16 protein-coding genes are annotated in these 17,799 nt (G+C 64.9%); 6 read left to right on the forward strand and 10 right to left on the reverse strand.

Annotated elements, in window-relative coordinates:
* The first annotated feature begins 79 nt into the window (after positions 1–79).
* The gene (locus ACKWRH_RS30305) at positions 80–451 is read left to right on the forward strand and encodes a winged helix-turn-helix transcriptional regulator (RefSeq protein WP_071912203.1); all 372 of its coding nucleotides are present in this window, start codon (positions 80–82) and stop codon (positions 449–451) included.
* A gap of 157 nt (positions 452–608) precedes the next feature.
* Here ACKWRH_RS30305 and ACKWRH_RS30310 read toward each other — a convergent pair whose 3' ends face one another.
* On the reverse strand, positions 609–1,022 hold the full coding sequence (locus ACKWRH_RS30310; protein ID WP_445216490.1) for a flagellar assembly protein FliX: 414 nt from the start codon (positions 1,020–1,022) through the stop codon (positions 609–611).
* 270 nt (positions 1,023–1,292) lie between these two features.
* Here ACKWRH_RS30310 and ACKWRH_RS30315 point away from each other — a divergent pair, with 270 nt between their 5' ends.
* The 4 genes from ACKWRH_RS30315 (at position 1,293) to ACKWRH_RS30330 (ending at position 3,814) form a co-directional block, all read left to right on the forward strand.
* Positions 1,293–2,417, forward strand: coding sequence for a flagellar basal body P-ring protein FlgI (locus ACKWRH_RS30315; protein WP_445216491.1), 1,125 nt, complete (start codon positions 1,293–1,295; stop codon positions 2,415–2,417).
* The gene (gene flgJ / locus ACKWRH_RS30320) at positions 2,417–2,785 is read left to right on the forward strand and encodes a flagellar assembly peptidoglycan hydrolase FlgJ (protein WP_445216492.1); all 369 of its coding nucleotides are present in this window, start codon (positions 2,417–2,419) and stop codon (positions 2,783–2,785) included. The genes ACKWRH_RS30315 and flgJ overlap by 1 nt, the downstream gene beginning before the upstream one ends.
* A gap of 11 nt (positions 2,786–2,796) precedes the next feature.
* Entirely contained in the window at positions 2,797–3,294 is a 498-nt protein-coding gene (locus ACKWRH_RS30325) for a hypothetical protein (protein WP_445216493.1), read from the forward strand.
* 157 nt (positions 3,295–3,451) lie between these two features.
* Positions 3,452–3,814 (forward strand): hypothetical protein, encoded by a 363-nt coding sequence (locus tag ACKWRH_RS30330; protein WP_445216494.1) that lies wholly within the window; start codon positions 3,452–3,454, stop codon positions 3,812–3,814.
* A 51-nt stretch (positions 3,815–3,865) separates the two neighbouring features.
* Here the strand turns inward: ACKWRH_RS30330 and flaF are convergent, their stop codons facing one another.
* The 3 genes from flaF to ACKWRH_RS30345 all read right to left on the reverse strand — a co-directional run bounded on the left by flaF (position 3,866) and on the right by ACKWRH_RS30345 (position 7,948).
* A complete protein-coding gene (gene flaF, locus ACKWRH_RS30335; RefSeq protein WP_445216495.1) occupies positions 3,866–4,234 on the reverse strand; it encodes a flagellar biosynthesis regulator FlaF in 369 nt (122 codons plus the stop codon).
* A 290-nt stretch (positions 4,235–4,524) separates the two neighbouring features.
* Complete coding sequence (locus ACKWRH_RS30340; RefSeq protein ID WP_445216496.1) at positions 4,525–6,132, reverse strand: flagellin N-terminal helical domain-containing protein; 1,608 nt, start codon at positions 6,130–6,132, stop codon at positions 4,525–4,527.
* Between the two features lie 244 nt (positions 6,133–6,376).
* Positions 6,377–7,948 carry a flagellin N-terminal helical domain-containing protein gene (locus tag ACKWRH_RS30345; RefSeq protein ID WP_445216497.1) on the reverse strand — a complete coding sequence of 524 codons (1,572 nt, stop codon included), beginning with the start codon at positions 7,946–7,948 and terminating at the stop codon, positions 6,377–6,379.
* A gap of 323 nt (positions 7,949–8,271) precedes the next feature.
* Between ACKWRH_RS30345 and flbT the strand changes: the two genes are divergently transcribed.
* On the forward strand, positions 8,272–8,697 hold the full coding sequence (gene flbT / locus ACKWRH_RS30350; RefSeq protein WP_445216498.1) for a flagellar biosynthesis repressor FlbT: 426 nt from the start codon (positions 8,272–8,274) through the stop codon (positions 8,695–8,697).
* 79 nt (positions 8,698–8,776) lie between these two features.
* Here the strand turns inward: flbT and ACKWRH_RS30355 are convergent, their stop codons facing one another.
* From ACKWRH_RS30355 to flgK, 6 genes are all read right to left on the reverse strand, one after another.
* Complete coding sequence (locus tag ACKWRH_RS30355) at positions 8,777–10,276, reverse strand: pyridoxal phosphate-dependent decarboxylase family protein (RefSeq protein WP_445216499.1); 1,500 nt, start codon at positions 10,274–10,276, stop codon at positions 8,777–8,779.
* Positions 10,273–11,526: an ATP-grasp domain-containing protein gene (locus tag ACKWRH_RS30360; protein ID WP_445216500.1), complete on the reverse strand. Its 1,254-nt coding sequence runs from the start codon at positions 11,524–11,526 to the stop codon at positions 10,273–10,275. The genes ACKWRH_RS30355 and ACKWRH_RS30360 overlap by 4 nt, the downstream gene beginning before the upstream one ends.
* A 1-nt stretch (position 11,527) precedes the next feature.
* Positions 11,528–13,177, reverse strand: a complete 1,650-nt coding sequence (locus tag ACKWRH_RS30365; RefSeq protein ID WP_445216501.1) for a hypothetical protein — start codon at positions 13,175–13,177, stop codon at positions 11,528–11,530.
* On the reverse strand, positions 13,167–13,949 hold the full coding sequence (locus tag ACKWRH_RS30370; protein WP_445216502.1) for a hypothetical protein: 783 nt from the start codon (positions 13,947–13,949) through the stop codon (positions 13,167–13,169). The genes ACKWRH_RS30365 and ACKWRH_RS30370 overlap by 11 nt, the downstream gene beginning before the upstream one ends.
* A gap of 71 nt (positions 13,950–14,020) precedes the next feature.
* The gene (locus tag ACKWRH_RS30375) at positions 14,021–15,895 is read right to left on the reverse strand and encodes a flagellar protein (RefSeq protein WP_445216503.1); all 1,875 of its coding nucleotides are present in this window, start codon (positions 15,893–15,895) and stop codon (positions 14,021–14,023) included.
* Positions 15,896–15,915: 20 nt separating this feature from the next.
* Entirely contained in the window at positions 15,916–17,799 is a 1,884-nt protein-coding gene (gene flgK / locus ACKWRH_RS30380; protein ID WP_445216504.1) for a flagellar hook-associated protein FlgK, read from the reverse strand.

Here is a 17,799-nt window from a genome sequence, read left to right on the forward strand (position 1 = left end):
CTGATTACGCAAGAGTAACCGGGACCCGTCACCGGCGCGCGAGCCAGCAAGGGGCCAAACGGATCGTGAGGAGCCGACGATGAAGCCAGACGTCTATGCAGCGAACTGCCCCACGCGCCAGATCCTCGACCGCGTCGGCGACAAATGGGCGGTGCTGATCCTGCTGCTCCTGCGCGAGGAGCCGATGCGCTTCAATCAGTTGCGCCGAACGATTGAAGGCATTTCGCAGAAGATGTTGAGCCAGGTTCTCAAGTCGCTCGAGCGCGACGGCCTGATCAAGCGTCACGCCATCGCAACCGTACCGGTGACGGTGGAGTATTCGATCACGCAGCTCGGGGTGACGCTCGCGGCCGCCGTCGATCCCCTGCGCGATTGGGCCGAGCAGAACCTGAAGGACGTGCTCGCCGCCCAGCGCCGCTACGATACGCAGCAGAAGGACGAAGCGGCGTAGGCACTCTCTCGAGAGTGCGCTGCTCGCCACGCCAAACTCCGCTGTCATGCCCCGGCTTGACCGGGGCATCCAGTACGCCGCGGCCTCGCGATTCAATAACGACTGTCTCTGGAATACTGGGTCGCCCGGTCAAGCCGGGCGACGACAGCCTGCCCGACTACGCCTGCCCGGCCTTGGCCAGCTCGACCTCGACGCGCAGCTCGATCTCGGACAGCACGGAATCCAAACCAGGATCGCCCGAGGACGATTTCAGGTTCGCCGCGGCATCGCGCAGCCGCATCACGGTCGAGGCGTCGAGATTGCCGGACAGTAGTCCCATCTTGAGATCGTCGAGCACGTCGAGCGCCGTCCTGCCGCGGGCGACCGAGCGCTTGCGGCGCTCGACCGTATCTTCCTCGATGCCTTGCAATGCGAGCAGCCCGTCGATGTTCGCGGCGGCCTTCGGTGCGGCAGCGCCCCGCGTCTCCTGCGCCGACGAAGTGTCAGGCAGCACGAAGGTGCCGGAGCTCGTCCGCCTGGCCTGGCTGGCCGGCGTACCAAGCGTGGTGCCGTTCGGTCCGTAGATGCGCATCGCAGGAATCCGGGTGATCGATGCCGTCACCTTCGCCGTCTTATGGTTAACGGCGCGTAAACGGCCCGGCAAAATCTGCCGACAGGCGGCAGTTTCGCTCCTCAGGGAGAACGCTCCCTGACACCGGTCGAAACAGGTTTATTCAACCTATTCAATCGCGTAACCCCGCTGCCCCGCGTTGGCACAGCACTCGCAAGGAAAGCGTCGGACCAGCTCGTCATGGGAGTGTCGTGGATGGTCCGAGATGTGAGGAGCCTCGGGGAGCAGAGGATGCCAGGCGTTCGTTGGGTGAAGATTGTTGGGGTGGCCTGCGCCGCGCTGTCAGCGCTGGCGCTCTCGGTCACGTCTGCAAGCGCGACATCGCGCATCAAGGACCTCGCCAATATCGAGGGCGTGCGGCAGAACCAGCTCATCGGCTACGGCCTCGTCGTCGGCCTCAACGGCACCGGCGATACGCTCAACAACATCCCCTTCACCAAGCAGTCGCTGCAAGCGATGCTCGAGCGCATGGGCGTGAACATCCGCGGCGCCACCATCCGCACCGGCAACGTCGCCGCCGTGATGGTCACGGGCAATCTGCCGGCCTTCGCCACCCAGGGCACGCGCATGGACGTCACCGTCTCCGCGCTGGGCGACGCCAAGGATCTGCGCGGCGGCACCCTGCTGGTCACGCCCCTGCTCGGCGCCGACGGCAATGTCTACGCGGTCGGACAGGGCTCGCTCGCGATCTCCGGTTTCCAGGCCGAGGGTGAAGCCGCGAAAATCGTGCGCGGCGTTCCGACCGTCGGCCGCATCGCCAACGGCGCCATCATCGAGCGCGAGATCGAGTTCGCACTCAATCGGCTGCCGAACGTGCGGCTCGCGCTGCGCAACGCCGACTTCACCACGGCCAAGCGGATCGCGGCCGCGATCAACGACTATCTCGGCGTCAAGACCGCCGAACCGATCGATCCCTCGACGGTGCAGCTTTCGATCCCTCCGGAGTTCAAGGGCAACGTCGTCGCCTTCCTCACCGAGATCGAGCAGCTCCAGGTCGATCCTGATCTCGCCGCCAAGATCGTCATCGACGAACGCAGCGGCATCATCGTGATGGGCCGCGACGTTCGCGTCGCCACCGTCGCGGTGGCGCAAGGCAACCTCACCGTCACCATCTCCGAGAGCCCGCAGGTCAGCCAGCCCAACCCGCTGTCACGCGGGCGCACCGTGGTCACGCCGCGCACCGGCGTCAGCGTCGTCGAGGACGGCAAGAAGTTCGCCGTCGTCAAGGACGGCGTCTCGCTTCAGCAGCTCGTCGACGGCCTCAATGGCCTCGGCATCGGCCCGCGCGACCTCATCAGCATCCTCCAGGCGATCAAGGCCGCCGGCGCGATCGAAGCCGACATCGAGGTGATGTGATGCAGACCAGCATGATCAACACCCCGCACGTCGTCACCTCCTCGGCCTTCTCGGCGGAGAGCCGCAACGGCCGGCCGGACTTCGAGCTCGCCGCCGCGTTGCAGAAGGTCTCGCCGCAGCAGCAGGCCAAGGCGCAGAAGACCGCCACCGATTTCGAGGCGATGTTCCTCAACAGCATGTTCTCGCAGATGACCTCGGGCCTGAAGGGCGAAGGTCCGTTCGGCGACACCCCGGGCACCGGCGTGTGGCGTTCGATGCTGACCGAGCAATATTCCAAGAACTTCGCCAAGGCTGGCGGCGTCGGTGTCGCCACCGAAGTCTACCGCACCCTCATCATGCAGCAGGCGAAAACGATCCGCACGGCATAAGGTCAACCGAGATGAACCACTTCAACGCCTCACGTCAGCCGGTGCAAGCGCAGCGCCCGAACACCGCACCCGGCAACGCCGAGGCGCGTAAGGTCGCCGAGCAGCTGATGGATGCGATGAACGCCCTGCTCGGACTGGTCGAGCGCGAGACCGAGCTCGTTCGCGCCGGCCAGGTCCGCGAAGCGATGACGCTCGAGAGCAAGAAGCAGGAGCTGTCGCGCAACTATGTCAGCGCCGTCAGCGAGTTGAAGACGAACCAGGCCCAGCTCGCGAAATCCGCGCCGGAGCTGCTCTCGACGCTGCATCGGCACCACGATGCGTTCCGCGCGATGCTCCAGGTCAATCTCACCGTGCTCGCGACCGCACACGCGGTCTCCGAGAGCGTGGTGCGCGGCGTCAACGCCGAGATCCAGAAGCGCAACGTGCCGAACACCTACACGGCGACGGGACGCCGCGCGGCTCCAGGTCCACGCCACATCACCCCGCTCGCGGTCAGCCGCTCGCTCTGAGCGCACGAAAACTCGCTCCAATTTTACGAAAAGCCGCGCGGCGATATCGTCGCGTGGTTAGGCACGTTTGCTTACCTGGTCTTCAATCCTGGTGTTCCATGGTTGCGTATTGAGAGGGGTTGGGATTTGACTCAGACGAGGCAACCAGGAGGCTGCCATGAGTACAGATTTCAGCATCAGGCCGGTGGGGATACCGGCCCCCGTGCAGATCATAACGACGTCCAACGCGGCGGCGAACGAGGCCGTGCAAACTGATTTGCCGGTAAGCCATGCAGTCGCAGCGAGCGATACGAGCTCCGCCGTGCGCAATGATCTGCAGAGCACCAACGACAACGTTTCACGCCAGGTGGTCTTCAACCAGCCCGCCGCGTCCTTCGTGTTCCAGGTTGTGAACGAAAGGACCGATGCGGTTGTCGATCAGTTTCCGGACGAAGCGATGCTGCGGCGGCGAGCCTATTTCCACGCGCTGGACATGAAGTCCGAGCCCCCGCGTCCACTCAGCACCGATCGCAGCGCCTGACGCTCACGCCGCGGGTCGCGACGGCCGTAGAGGTCGTTTGAACCGGGCGCGTTACGACCGTCCCGAGAGACCAGCGGCGATATTGCGATTGATCTCGATCAGCGGACGGAAGTGATCGAGCTGCGGGCTCATCAGCAGCGCCGCAGTCTGGCTCAGCACGAACACGCTGATGTTGGCGATCTTCTGCCGAACGTCGAGCGGCTGCGGATTGGTGTCGCGCATCGCCTCGCTCAGGAAGATGGTCCAGAGCTTGCGGTTGAACATCAACGCGTGCGTCGTCTGCTCGTTGAAGGGATCGGCGCTGTTGATGGCGTCCTGCAGCTTGTTGGCGGCCTTCAGGAGCGTCTGCGCCTCGATATCACGAGGAGACGCAGTGGTCGTGGCTACACGCGCGTAGGCCGAAGCAGCAGAACTCGACATCGATCACCCTGGAGGTTTCCTCGCCCGTTGTACAGGCTTAAGGATTTCTTTCCCAACCCTAGGCAGCACCGCTTAAGATTTGCTTACGTGAGAGTGCGGACGATCTCCGGACAAGTACGGGTCGCTGCATCCACCTTCACTTCAAGGCTAAATCCGAGTGCGCGCACTGTAAACGATTGCATCCATCATGCGCTGATCTGAGCTAATCGACAGTTAGCGATCTCGCTCAAAACAACGGCGAAGCCTAGGCTTCGCCGCCGTTTGATCCATCGTGTACGTCAGCGTCGCGCTTAGCGGAGGAGCTGAAGCACGCTCTGCTGCGACTGGTTGGCGAGCGACAGCGCGGAGACTGCGATCGACTGGCGCGTCGAGAGCGCCTGGCTGTTGGCCGCTTCCTCGTTGGTGTCCGCAAGCGTCAGGCTCGACGAGCCGGTCTGCAGCACGTTGATCAGGTTCTTGCTGAAGTCCTGACGGATCTGCACGATCGACAGGTTCGAACCGAGCGTCGACGCCTCAGCACGCAGCGTGGTGCTGGCCGAGTTGAGCGAAGTCAGAATGGCGTTCGCCGATTTCGAGTCCAGGAAATCAACGCCCGAGGTCAAGGCAGCAAGGTTGAGGCCGGCGTCGTTGAAGGTGACGCCCTGAATGTTCAGCGTCGAACGCCCGGTTTCGTTGAACACGAGCTTGAGCGTATCGCCGTTCAGCAGATTCACGCCGTTGTAGGAAGAGTCCTGCGCCGTGGTGTTGATTTGGGCGAGCACGTTGTTGTACTGCCCGACCAGATTGGCGCGCGTGGCTTGCGAGTCCGGGTCGACGGTGGGCGCCTGCGCGATCAGGCCATAGAAGGGCTGGCCGCTCGCCGCGGCCGTGCCGCCGATTGCGCCGATCGTCGAGGACGCCGAGTCGTTGGAGGTGACGATGTTGAGATGACCGGTCGTGTCGATCGTCGCCTGCAGGTTGTTCGCCGCCAGCGCCGCGTTGAGCTGATTGAGCGTGGAAACCTGCCCCACGCCGGCGCCGAAGGTGATGCTGGTGGCGGTGCCGCCGCCGGTGGGACCGATCGTCAACGTCTTGCCGCTGAGCGGGGGCGGAACGCGGGCGGTGGTGCCGGCAGTGAGGCCGAGCGCCGTGAGCACGTTGCCCGAGCCGGAGATCGCCAGATCCTGGCTCGTGCCGGTGCTGAGCACGAGCTTGCCGCCGGAAACGGTCGAGGCCGTGCCCGTACCCGTGATGCCGTCGATCGCGCTCAGGACCGACTGCACCGTGAGTGTGCTGCCGGCACCGATACCGATCGTGACGTTGCCGAAGGAGTCGGTGGTCGAGGTGGTTTGCGCGGTCGAGAAGGTGATCGTCTTGCCGTCGACAGTCAGGACCGAACCGTTGGTGATCGTCGTGCCGAGATCGTCGGAACCCGCACCGGCGGTACCGACCAGCTTGGTCGCGCCCGTGATCGGAGCCGCGCCGCTCGTATCGTCATTGTTGACGACGGTGCCGGTGACCGTGTTGTTGGTGTATGCCGTGCCCAGCAGGTTGTTGGCGGTCGCACCGGGGACCGCGGCCGCCGTCACGTTGGATTTGGGCGAGTACCCCGTCGGGCTCTGCAGCACCTGGCTGGCGATCGATTTGGCGCTGTCGACCAGCTTTTGCAGCGAGGTGATGCCGGTGTTCGCGGCCTGCAGCACCTGCACACCGTTGCTGATACCATCCAGGAGATTGCTGATGTCGCTGGCGCGATTGTCGAGCCCCTGTGCGGTGAAGAAGTTGGTCGGATTGTCCAGCGCCGTGTTGACCTTCTTGCCGGTTGCAAGACGTTCCTGCGTGGTAGCGAGCAGGTCGGCTGTCGACTGCAGCGACAACAGGTTCTGGCGGACTGATGCCGAGAGAACGATGTTGGACATTGGCAGATCTTCCTCTTGGAGCGCGACGCGTACGAATCGGAGCCCGCCGGTCTGGCAAATGGGCTTTTGTCTAGTTCTAGGCGCACTCCTTTAAATTAAGGTTAATGGCGGCTTAAGCCACAGGGTTAACAAGGTATTAACCGGCCAGGGTTCCCTGAAACCCGGCTCACGCCGCATCACGCGCAAAAAAACGGCGGGGCAAAAGCCCCGCCGTAATGCCTTGTTTGACGATTTTCGCCGCGTATCAGCGCAGGAGCTGCAACACGCTCTGCTGCGACTGGTTGGCCAGCGACAGCGCCGAAACCGCGATCGACTGGCGGGTCGACAGCGCCTGGCTGTTGGCCGCTTCCTCGTTGGTGTCGGCCAGCGTCAGGTTGGACGAACCGGTCTGCAGGACGTTGATCAGGTTCTTGTTGAAGTCCTGACGGATCTGCACGACCGACAGGTTCGAACCCAGCGTCGATGCTTCCGAACGCAGCGTGCTGCTGGATGCGTTGAGCGAGGTCAGGACCTTGTTGACCGAAGCGTTGTCCACGAAGTCGGTGCCGGATGTCAGCTTCGCAAGGCCGAGGCCGGCCGGATCGAAGGTGACGCCGGTGATGCTCAGCGTCGACTTGCCGGTTTCGTTGAACGTCAGCTTCAGCGTGTCACCGTTCAGCAGGTTGACGCCGTTGAAAGACGAGTCCTGCGCAGTGGTCTTGATCTGATCAATCACGTTGTTGTACTGAGCGATCAGGCTGGCGCGAGCGTTCTGCGAGTTGGTGTCTTTCACCGCGTCAGCGAAGGCTCCCGCGCCGAACAACGCGCCCGCAGCGATGGCCGTGCCGCCGATAATGGAGCTCGTCAGGTTCTGCGAGGCCTCATCGTTCGTCGTGGTGATGGTCAGCTTGCCATCCGTGCTGAGCGAAGCGGTCAGGTTGCTTGAGGCGAGCTTGGTGTTGAGCGCGTCGAGCGTGTTGACCTGGCCGGCACCGGTGCCGAACGTGATGGTCTGGGCAGCGCTGCCGTCGATCGCACCGATCGTCAGCGTCTGACCGCTGAAGGTCGACGTCGGCGCCGTAGTGCCGGCGGCGAGGCCGACCTTGGCGAGCGCTGAACCGCCGAGCGTGATGCTGCTGGAAGTGTTGCCAGCGGTGATCGTCAGCTTGTTGCCGGCGATGGACGCCGCCGCGCTGCCGCCGCCCAGAGCCGTCTTGATCGCAGTGGTCAAGTCGTCCGTGGTTGCAGCCGTGGTCGCGGTGGTGTTCAGGTTGATGGTGCCGTCCGGATCCGTGGTGACGGTGGCGGTACCAGCGCCGGCGGCCGTGACCTTGATCGTCGTGCCGTTGACGATGACCGTATCGCCAGCAGCGAAGCTACCGCCAGCCGCGGTCGTCAGGCTCGAAGCTGCGGCAAGAGTGCCGGTCGCGGTGCCGGTCAAGGTGGCGGCGGTGGTGGGGTCGCCGAGCAGGTTCGTGGCGGTCGCACCCGTGATCGCCGCCGAAGTGAAGGTCGACTTGGCAGAATAGCCCGACGGCTGCTGCAGCGCCTGGTTGGCGATCGACTTGGCGCTGTCGACCAGCTTCTGCAGGGAGGTGATGCCGGTGTTGGCAGACTGGAGCACCTGCACGCCGTTGCCGATGCCATCGAGCAGATTGCCGATGTCGCTGGCGCGGTTATCAAGGCCCTGGGCGGTGAAGAAGTTGGTGGGATTATCCAGAGCCGAGTTCACCTTGCGGCCAGTCGACAGACGGGACTGGGTGGTGGCGAGCAGGTCGGCGGTGGACTGGAGGGAGAGCAGGTTCTGGCGAACCGATGCGGAGAGAACGACGGACATACTGTTACCTTTCTGGTAGCTACGCGTCCAATCTGACCATGATTGATCAGACGACCGCCGGACCGTGCGTCCAAGCCTCTAACAATCCGTGAAATGAAACCCGCACATTTTCCGCCGCGACGCTGAAAGCCCCCTTCGAGGCCGCGGCAGACGGCTGGACATGCCGCTATCGGCCTTGAAATTGTTGCATTTTCCACCCCCGACGCCATCGTTTACGACCTGTTAACCATGTTGCGCAAGGATCGGCTCCAAATCACGAACGATCGCCCTCATCGTACGAACGCCGCGACGGATCGTTGTAAAAGGGTTGATGGAGAACAGGCATGGCTCTCAAGGTTGAGCTCAAACCGCACGAACGCATCATCGTCGGCAATTCGGTGATCACCAACACCGACCAGCGCGCCCGCCTCCTGATCGACGGCGAGAACGTGCCGATCCTGCGCGAACGCGACATCCTCACGCCGGAGACCGCCGACACGCCGGCCAAGCTCGTCTATCTCGCGGTCCAGCTCATGTACATCTCGCCGGATCCGCAGAGCCAGCACGGCACCTACTTCAACCTTGTGCGCGACATCGTCACTGCGGTGCCGAGCGCCTGGCCGATCATCGAAAGCATCAACAACAACATCATGAGCGGCGATCTCTACCGGGCGCTGAAGGATGCCCGCAAGCTGATCGCCTATGAAGAGAAGCTGCGGGACCAGTACGAAGCGACGCATCCCAAGGGCAACGTCAGCTCGGCCGCCTGATCGGCACGCATCCGCCCGCCCAAACGACAACGGCCCCGGACCATCTCCGGGGCCGTTGTCGCTTCAGCTGCGTTCCTGATCACTGCGCCGCCAGCGGCGGCGCCTCGACCTCGATCAGACCATCCCGGGCCCGCCGCACGCCGAACTCCAGCACCGCAGCCACAAGCGCGTCGATGTCCGTCTCGTCGGTACGGTGATTGACGATGGCAGCGCGGATCGCGAACCTGCCGTCCAGCGTCGTGCTCGAGGGCGCCGCAACGCCGGACTCCTGGACATCGGCGACGATCTCGCGATTGACCGCATCGTCGGCGCGATAGCGGAAGCAGACGATGTTGAGGTTCACCGGCGCCAGCAATTCCAGCCGCGGCTCGGCCAGCACGCGCGTTTCCAGATACTTCGCCAGCGCGCAGCTGCGCGCGATCACCGCACCCAGCCGGTCGGTGCCGAACGTCTTCAGCGTGAACCAGGCCTTCAGCGCGCGGAAGCCGCGTGACAGGTCGGGGCCGAGATCGCAGGGCCAGACCGCGCCCGCCGCAAGCCCCCTCGCCTCGCGGCGCAGATAGGCCGCCGGCTGCGCAAAGGCCTGCCGGTGCTGCTCGCCGTCGCGCACCAGCAGGAAGCCGGCGTCGTAGGGCACCTGCCCCCATTTATGGAAGTCGAGCGCAATGGAATCGGCGAGCTCGATGCCGCCGAGCATGGGCGCGAGCTCGGGCGAGAAGATCGCGAGCGCCCCGAAGGCGCCATCGACGTGAAACCAGATTCCCTCTTCGCGGCACAGCGCAGCGATGGCCTTGAGGTCGTCGATCGCACCGATATCAACCGTGCCGGCGGATGCGACGACGAAAAACGGCTTGAAGCCGACTTCGCGATCGATCGCGATCTGCGCGCGCAGCGCATCGACGTCGATGCGATGATCGGCATCGACATCGATCTTGCGCAGCGCATCGGTGCCGAGCCCGGCAATGTCCATCGCCCTGGAGACACAGCCGTGCGCGGCCCGCGACGTGTAGGCCGTGAGCAGCGCGCCGTCATTGCCGATGCCGTGCTGCCGCGCCAGCGTGCCGAGCGCAGCAGTGCGCGCCACCAGCACCGCCATCAAATTGGCCATCGACGTGCCCGTGACGAAGATGCCGCTCGCACTCGCCGGGAAATCAAACAGGAGCCGCATCCACGCGACGATCTGGCGCTCGACTTCGATCGGCATGTGATCGCGTCCGCCGAGATTGGCGTTGAGGCCGGCTGCGAGCATCTCCGCGAGCATGCCGACAGCAGTGCCGCCGCCATGCACCCAGCCCATGAACCCGGGATGGACGTTGCCGGTCGCATAGGGCGCGACATGCTCGGCGAATTCGCGATAGACATCGGCAAGGTCGCTCGCCTCGCGCGGCACGTCGGCCTTCAATGCCGCGCGGATGCCGTCGGGAATCGGCTGCCACACCGGCCGCGCGCGGACATTGGCTATGCCGTCGATCGCCTCGTCCAGCATGCGATGGGCGAGCGTGCGAAATTCGCTCCAGTCCTGCGGATCGAGCGAAGCATGCGCGACGGAGCTTTGCGCGTTGCGGATGATCTCGTTCATGCTGCGCTCGCCTTGCCCTCTCTTGCGTGCCGCGACAGCATCGCCGTGAACGCGGCAAAGATCTTGCGCATCTGCGGCGGCTTGTACGGAAACACGACCGGCGAATCTATGTTGTGCACGACGGCGGTGTTGTCGGCTTCGAAGACCAGTAGCTCGCGGTTCTGGTTCTCGGCGCAATCGACGATGAAATAATCGAGGCCGACGCGCCGGCTCATCTCGTCGAGGGCGGCCTTGTGGCGCGCGGCGAAGGCGCGGTCGAAGTCCAGCATGAAGACGGCCTCTTCAGCCCGCTTCTCCTCGCTGAACGCCATGTAGGCGTTGAGATACCAGATGTCCCAGCGATCGGCGATCGCCATGTGGCAGGCGTAGGGCTTGCCGTCGACCATGGCGAGACGATATTTGCGGTAGAGCCCGTCGGGGCTCACATAATCGACGAAGCGCGCGATGAAGAAATCCTGCTCCTCGCGCTCGGCGAGATAGGCCGCGAGTGCCGGCGCATCGTCGAGTTTCGCGAGCCCGACACCGGCATGCGTGCCGCGCGGCCGCGCGATCATCGGAAAGCGTAATTCGCCGGCGATGTCCTCGCAAGCGATCCGGTGCTGCGCCATATCCGTCAATTGGGCGCGCGTCGCGTGGATGGTCGATGGAATCTCGAGACCAGGGATCCCCGCCAGCAGCCGATACAGCTTGTCGCGATCGAGGCTGCCGATGAGATCGGGGCGATTGAGCAGCGGCCGCGGCCAGTGCGGCGCCGCCTTTTCGATCAGGGCGAGCGGTTCCCGGCATTCCTCGGAATCGGATGCGATCACGATGGCGACGTCGTGATCGGGCAAATTCTCCGGAAGACCGGAGCCCTTGACCACATAGAGCGTCAACAGCTCGATGTCGGAGCCTTCGAGCAGGAAATCGATCGGCGTGTTGCCGCCCATGTCGATGTCGGCCGCTAGCGCGAGCACGCGCAAGCCGGGCTTCGGAGCCGCAGCGGGCGTGCGAAACAATTGATGGAAGGTCAGCACCTCCGACTGGATCGCCAGCCCCGCCGCCTTGTCGCCGAGTAGCTGGACGATCAGCGATAGGTCAAGGCCTTCGCCCGCGTGCGCGGCCCCTTCCGTGATCCGCGTGACGAGCTGATCGCGCAGTGGCTGCAGATCGACACCTTCGAAGGCCTGGCGCGTCAGCTGCGCAAAGCCGATGCGGTCGGCACAATTCGGCACGGTCACGCCGATCGGCGCGGAAACTGGATGCTGCATCTCATACCTCGAACGCGGACTTTTCCGGCGCGGTTGCGGCTGCGCCGCGGTCAAGCAGCAGCTCGATCTTCACCAGGACGTGGGCGATGCGATCGAGCAGGTGCTGCACATTGCGTTGCGCCTGCGCCATATCCTGCGACCAGGCCTCGGTCACGAGCCGGGCGCCGACGCAGAGGCGCAGCACGGCCTGCGGCGCGTCGTCCTGCTGCTCCAGCCGGACCGGCTGGCCGATCAGGCTGCGCTGAACGGCGATCTGCCGGTCCGCCGCGCTGCCGCTGATCTCCTCGTTCATGTCACGCCGCAGCGCCCGATGGACGGCGCCGGTCTCGGCCATCGAGACCGGCTTGCCGTCGCGCAGCAGCATGAACGGAAAGATCGTGGCGTGCGCGAACTCCTCGTCGTCCCCGGCAGTCTTCTCGGTCGCCGTTACAACGGGTTGAAGCGACGGCGACAGCGCGATCATGCTGTCGATGCCGGCAGCAAGCTCGGCCAGCGCCCTGACGCGGAAAGCTCCGGGCACGGCGTAGTAGCTGCCGATCTCCGCGAGCGCCGCCTCCCAGCGCAGCCATTGTCCGAAATTCGGCCGGCGCTCGAAGCGTGAGCGCAGCGCCGTCCAGGCCATCGGCCAATCGCAGCGGCCGGCATAGTCGAAGAAGCCCGGCGCAATCCCCTCAATCCGGTCGAGCGACCGCGAAAACCCTTTCGGCACCAGCAGCGCGCCGCTGAAGGCAGGGCCGCCGAAAAATTTCGAGCCGGTGATCAGCACCATATAGCCGCGGTCGAGATAGGAGCGCAGCCGGCGGCGGCCGAGCCGCGCCTGACAGGCGTCGACGACGACCTGAACCTTGCGCGGCCAGCGCCGCGCGATCTCGTCGAGACAGGCCGCGCTCGGCGCGCGCCAGCCGAGCTTCGAGGAATCCATGATCTGAAGCAGCACGGGCGCACCTTGCGCGATCGTCGCTTCGATCGCCTCCAGCACCGCGGCATCGGTGTCGGCGCGCATCGCGATCCCCGGCCCGGCCCGAAGCAGCGGCAACGGCACACTGGCGCCGGCGAGTCCGGCAACCGCGCCATCCTTACGCACGGCAACGCCGCTCGCCGTCATGGAGCTGAAATGGTGACCGCGCGCGGTATGGGCCGTGCCGCTACCGGTCTGGTCGGCGCCGACCACGATCGTCACCGGCGGGGGGCCGAGCACCGCACGCGCCAGGAACAGGGCGTGGAGCTGGGAATCGGTGCCAGACGGCGAGAACACGACGTCGACGCGCGGCGAGAGCTGGAGATGGCCGCGCAACTCCTCGCGCATGCCCTCGCAGCGCGCATCGAAGGCGATCTCGACCTCGTCGAACAGGCACCTGTGCATCAGCTCTTCACGCGCCAGCGCGGCGCGGTCATAGGCGAGTTGCGAGATCGTCGATGCCGTCGAGGAGGCGAAATTCCATATCTCAGGTTCCGGCGAGGCCGCACAGCCATAGGCGTTGACGCGATCCCCCGCGTCGAGCGCCAGCCGCGGATCTCCGCCGGAGACGAGAAGCGTGTCCAATGGTGTGAAGAGATCGCGCAGTCGGTAGCGCGAGCCGCCGTCGAATGTGCGCTCGGGGACTGACAGACCGGATGCGCCGGCGCTCATGCCGGAAAGCTCACGCCGCATCGGCCGCTGCCGCGGGCGCGGCTGCGAATTGCGAAGCGATGTCGCCGTGGAACACCGACGGCCCGACGTGATCCAGCGAGCTCTGGATGTCGGCCCAGATCTCGCCGCCGATATCGGTCCAGCGCTTGCAGAAGGCGAAGTCCTCGGAAAGATAAGTCCCCGTCGCCGGATCGATCATGCATTCGAATAGCGCGAAGCGGTTCTGGCTCGCCGCCAGCGTGTCGTGCGAATGCTCGCGGAAGAATTGCAGGCCGGCATAGTTGGGGTGGCGGCACATCGCCTCCAGCACGTGGCGGCGGATCATCAGGAAGCCGGTGCCGGCGTAGCGCACGCGGGTAAAACCGTTGACCACCACGATGCGGTCGGGATCCTCGATCTCGAGCACATAATCGAGCGCGGCCGCCGGCACATCGGCGCGGCCGGACTCGATCGCCCGCCTCGCCTTGTCCCAGTTGACCCGCTTGATCGGATAGCAGCCGGCGACGATATCCGCGCCGCATTCGATCAGCCGGAACACCTGCTCGGGCTTGAAGCCGATATCGGCGTCGATGAACAGGAAATGGGTCGCCTTTGGATCGTCGAGGAACATCGCGGCCAGATTGGCCCGCGCGCGCGTGATCAGCGCGTCGCCGTCGCGCAAGAGCACCTTGAGCTCGAGATTGGACATGCCGTGCACGGCGCGTTGGAGCGCGAAGATCGAGCTCGCATAAATGCTCGAGACCTGCCCGCCGAAGCACGGCGTGGCCACCACCAGCTGCATCTTGTCCGACATCGACGGCCCCCGCCCCGCTCAACTCCTCACCAAAAGGTAAAGAGGCATGGTTAACGGCGTCTTAATGCCCGTTACAGGAACTTGACGAGCGAGAGCTGCGCGAGGTTCGAGGTGACCTGGTAGGACGCCTGAAGCGCGTTCTGGAGCGACAGGATCTCGCTTGCCACCTGGTCCGGCGAGGCCGATTCCGCCTGGTCGATGATGGACTGGAGCTGCGCCTTGGCCTGGGTCTGGCGCGTGCCCGCGTCCTTCATCGTGTTCTGGGCCATCGCGAGGTCGGTCTGGATGTCCTCGAGGTGCTGCTGGCCGGGCTGCTTCGTCAGCGACTGCGTCACCCGCAGGCTCAGCGCGGAGACCTGCCCGCCCGCATACTGGCTGGTCGGCGAGGTCGAAAACGTCCCGAACACGGCGATCGCCTGCAATTGCTGCCGGATTGCGTCCTCGTCGGCCTGCGCGCCATATTGCACCGTGACTGAATCATCCACCCGCGCCATCGCCGTGGAGCGCGGCGAGCCGGGCCCGTCATTGCCGGTGTACCATTTCACGGTATTGGCCGAGCCGTTGACCAGCGTCGTCGCCGAACTCGCCGGTGAAGAACCGACGCGCAATGGTGGCTGCGTCGCGGTGACCGGCGTCGAGCCGAAGCCGAGCGCGTTGAGTGCGCCCGAGTTCGAGGTCGTGATGTTGAGGCTCGCCGCGTCGTCCGTGTTGATCGTGATCGAGCCGCCATGCACGGTCGAAGGCTTCGACGTGCCCGTGATCTGGTCGATCTTGCTCATCAGCGTCTGGATGCTGTCGCCGACATTGAGCTGGTTGCCGGTCGCGCCCGAATTGACGAAGGTCAGCGTGGTGCCGTTCACGGTGATGGTGTCACCGGCGGCGAAGCCCGGCGAGATCGAATTCGAGGGGCTCGCGCCGGACAGCGCCGTAGCTCCACTGACCGGCGCCGGCGGCGCCGCCTGGTTGTTGACGGGCGTACCGATCGCGGAGCTTGCGGTGTTGAAGAAATTGTCGCCGGCCGTGATCGCGGATGCCGCGACAAGCGACGTGTTGGCGAGCTTCGTGATCGCGGTGTTCAATGCCGTATTGAGGTTCGCGGCCGTGTTGGCCGGGGTCGTCGCGTCGATCGCGAAGCTGCCCAGCGGGGTTGGCGTGGCCGTGGACGCGGTCAGCTCGACCTGCTCGGTCGAGCCGTCCGGCAAGGTGAACTGAACGCTCAGCTTGTCGCCGTCGTTGGGGTTGAGGCCGTTGAGATCGACCGAGAACGAGACAGGCGAGCCGCTCGGACCGGTCACGGTCGCGCCGGTCAGCGTCGAGGACACCGCCTTGATCTTCAGCCCGAACGGCGATCCCGCGACGTCTTCCGACACCTTGACCGAGCTCGGCGTCGGCTGCGTCTGCACCAGCCGTCCCATGCCGTTGGCGCCGAGGTCGGCGGCCTGGCGTTCCGCCATGACGGTCTTGAAGCCCGCCTGCGTGGTCGTGCCGTTGATGATGTCGCCGGCATTGGCAACCGACTGCGTGTTGAACGCCGTCCCGGAGAACAGATAGCGGTTGCCCGACTGCGTGTTGAGAACGCCGACCATCGAGCCGAACTGCGAAGCGGCCGTGTTCTGCGCGACGGTCTGTCCGTTGACGTTGAGATCCTGCGCGGTGCTTGCGGAACCGGTCTGCACCGTGTTGCGGATCGTCGTGAGCGACTGGAGCGCGGTATTGGCGAGGTTGACGTTCACGTTCACGTTCGTGATCGTGTCGGTATAGGCAGCGATGTTGGAGAGCTGCGAACGCCCGGCGATCGCAAAGCCCTCGTTGGTGCCCATCCCGGAATAGTTCTGCGACAGCTTTCCGGTCGCGAGCTGCGTCGACAGGTCGGTGAGCTGCTGATTGATGTTGCGGATCTGCGCGCCGAGGACCGACGACGAGTAGTTGATGCTGCTGATCGACATCTTTCAGAACCCTGTACTGGTTACACTTGAGCCTGGATCAACGTGTTCATCATGCTCTGCACCACCGACATCACGTGGGCGTTGGCGGCATAGGCATTCTGGAGCTGGATCAGGTTCGACATCTCCGAGTCCAGGTTGACGCTGGAGGTCGAGTCGAACTTGGCCTGGAGCGTCGAGACCACGACGCTCTGGCCCTGCTGGAGCTGGGTGGCCTGGGTCGAGGCGTTGGCCTGGATGCTCAGGAACTGCTGGAGGTAGTTCGAGACGCTGCCGGTGAAGGGCTGGTTCGCCGAGCCGAGGCCGGTCGTCGGCGAATAGGAAAACACCGCATTGGTGAGCTGCGAATAGAGATAGTCCGAGCGCGTGGTATCGCCGGCGGGCGTCACCGGCGAGGTGTTGTAGACGGACAGCCGTGTGGGATCGCTGACCAGCTGCGTGTTCACGGCGATGCGCCCGGCAAGGCCGGTCATCTGCGAGCCCGAGGCGGTGATCGCACCGGTGTAGAGCGCCTGCCCGCCGTCGGTGAACACCGCCAGTTGCGGGCTGCCCGAGGTCAGCGACGAGATCGTCTTGGTGGTCGAGGCCGAATTGACCTTGGCAAGGCCGGTATTGTCATCGGTCACCCGCAGCGTCGTGGCCGTCGCCGGCGACGGAGCGGCGGAGAACGTCAGGTGCGAGCCTGAGAGCGCGGTGTTGAGCGCGGCGGCAATCGCACTCATGCCGCCGGAGAAATTGACGCCCACCCGCATCGGGTTGGCATTGGTGGCGTTCTGGAGCGGCAGCGCCGCCGGGTCGGTCACGTTGACGAGCGTGATCTGGCGCTGGGTGTTGGTCGCCGTGTCCTTGTAGGTGATGTTGACCGTATTGCCCGGCTGCGCACCGGCAAGGTCGAGATCGAATCCGGCCGGTGGGCCCGAGACCGTGCTGCCGGCCGTGGTCTTGTCCGACAGCGCGCTCGACATCGTCGCGGCGAGCTGGTCGATCTGGTCCTGCGCCTGCACCAGCGTCTGGTCGCGCAGCTTCAGGTCGGCCGCGATCTGGCCGGAGGAGACCACGTTGTTGGCGACGACGTCGAGCTGCGAGCCGTTCGGCAGCTTGATGTTGAGCGCACCGACGCCGGACTTGGCCGGATCGATGTTGTAGAGCGAGGTCGCCGAAAGGGCGCCGGCAGAAGCAAAGGTGAATTGCGAGGCGAGCCCGGCGCCGACGAGCTGGATGCCTGTCGTGGTGTAGATGTTGGCCTGATTCGAACCGTCGGTGGTGACGCGAACGTCGACATATTTCGACAGCGTGTTGATGGCCTGGTCGCGCTGGTCCATCAGCGTCGCGGCGGACGGGTCGTTTGCCGACAAGCCCTGAAGCTTGGTGTTGATGTCGGCGACCTTCTGCATCGCCGCGTTGGCCTGCTGCGCCGACGTGCCGAGGTCCTGCTCGACATTGGAGCGCAGCGACTGGATGCCCTTGGTGGTCACGTTGAGCTGCTGGGCCAGGGCCTGCGCCGCGCCGAGGGCAACCGTCTGCGCCGACGACGAGCCCGCGCTGGTCGACAGCGCCTGCAACGCCGTGGTGAAATTGTTCAGCGCGGTTTCGAGCGTGCCGCTGTTGCCGGGCGTGCCGTAGACACTCTGAAGCTGCTTCAGGATGTTAGCCATCTGGTCGGCGTAACCGCTGCCGCCGGTCTCGGTGCGCAGCTGGTTCTGCACAAAGGTGTCGAGCTCCCGGCTGACGCCGGTCGTCATCGCCGTCGAGCCGAAATCGCCGGTGGTGACCTCGATCTGGTTCGGCCTCTGGACGACGTAACCCGGCGTCTGCGAGTTGGCGACGTTCGAGGAGACGATCGAGAGCGCGGCCTGGTTGGCACGCAGACCGCTCATCGCACTGGCGAGGGCTGAACTCAAACCCAT

This window comes from Bradyrhizobium sp. Pa8 (assembly GCF_052588265.1).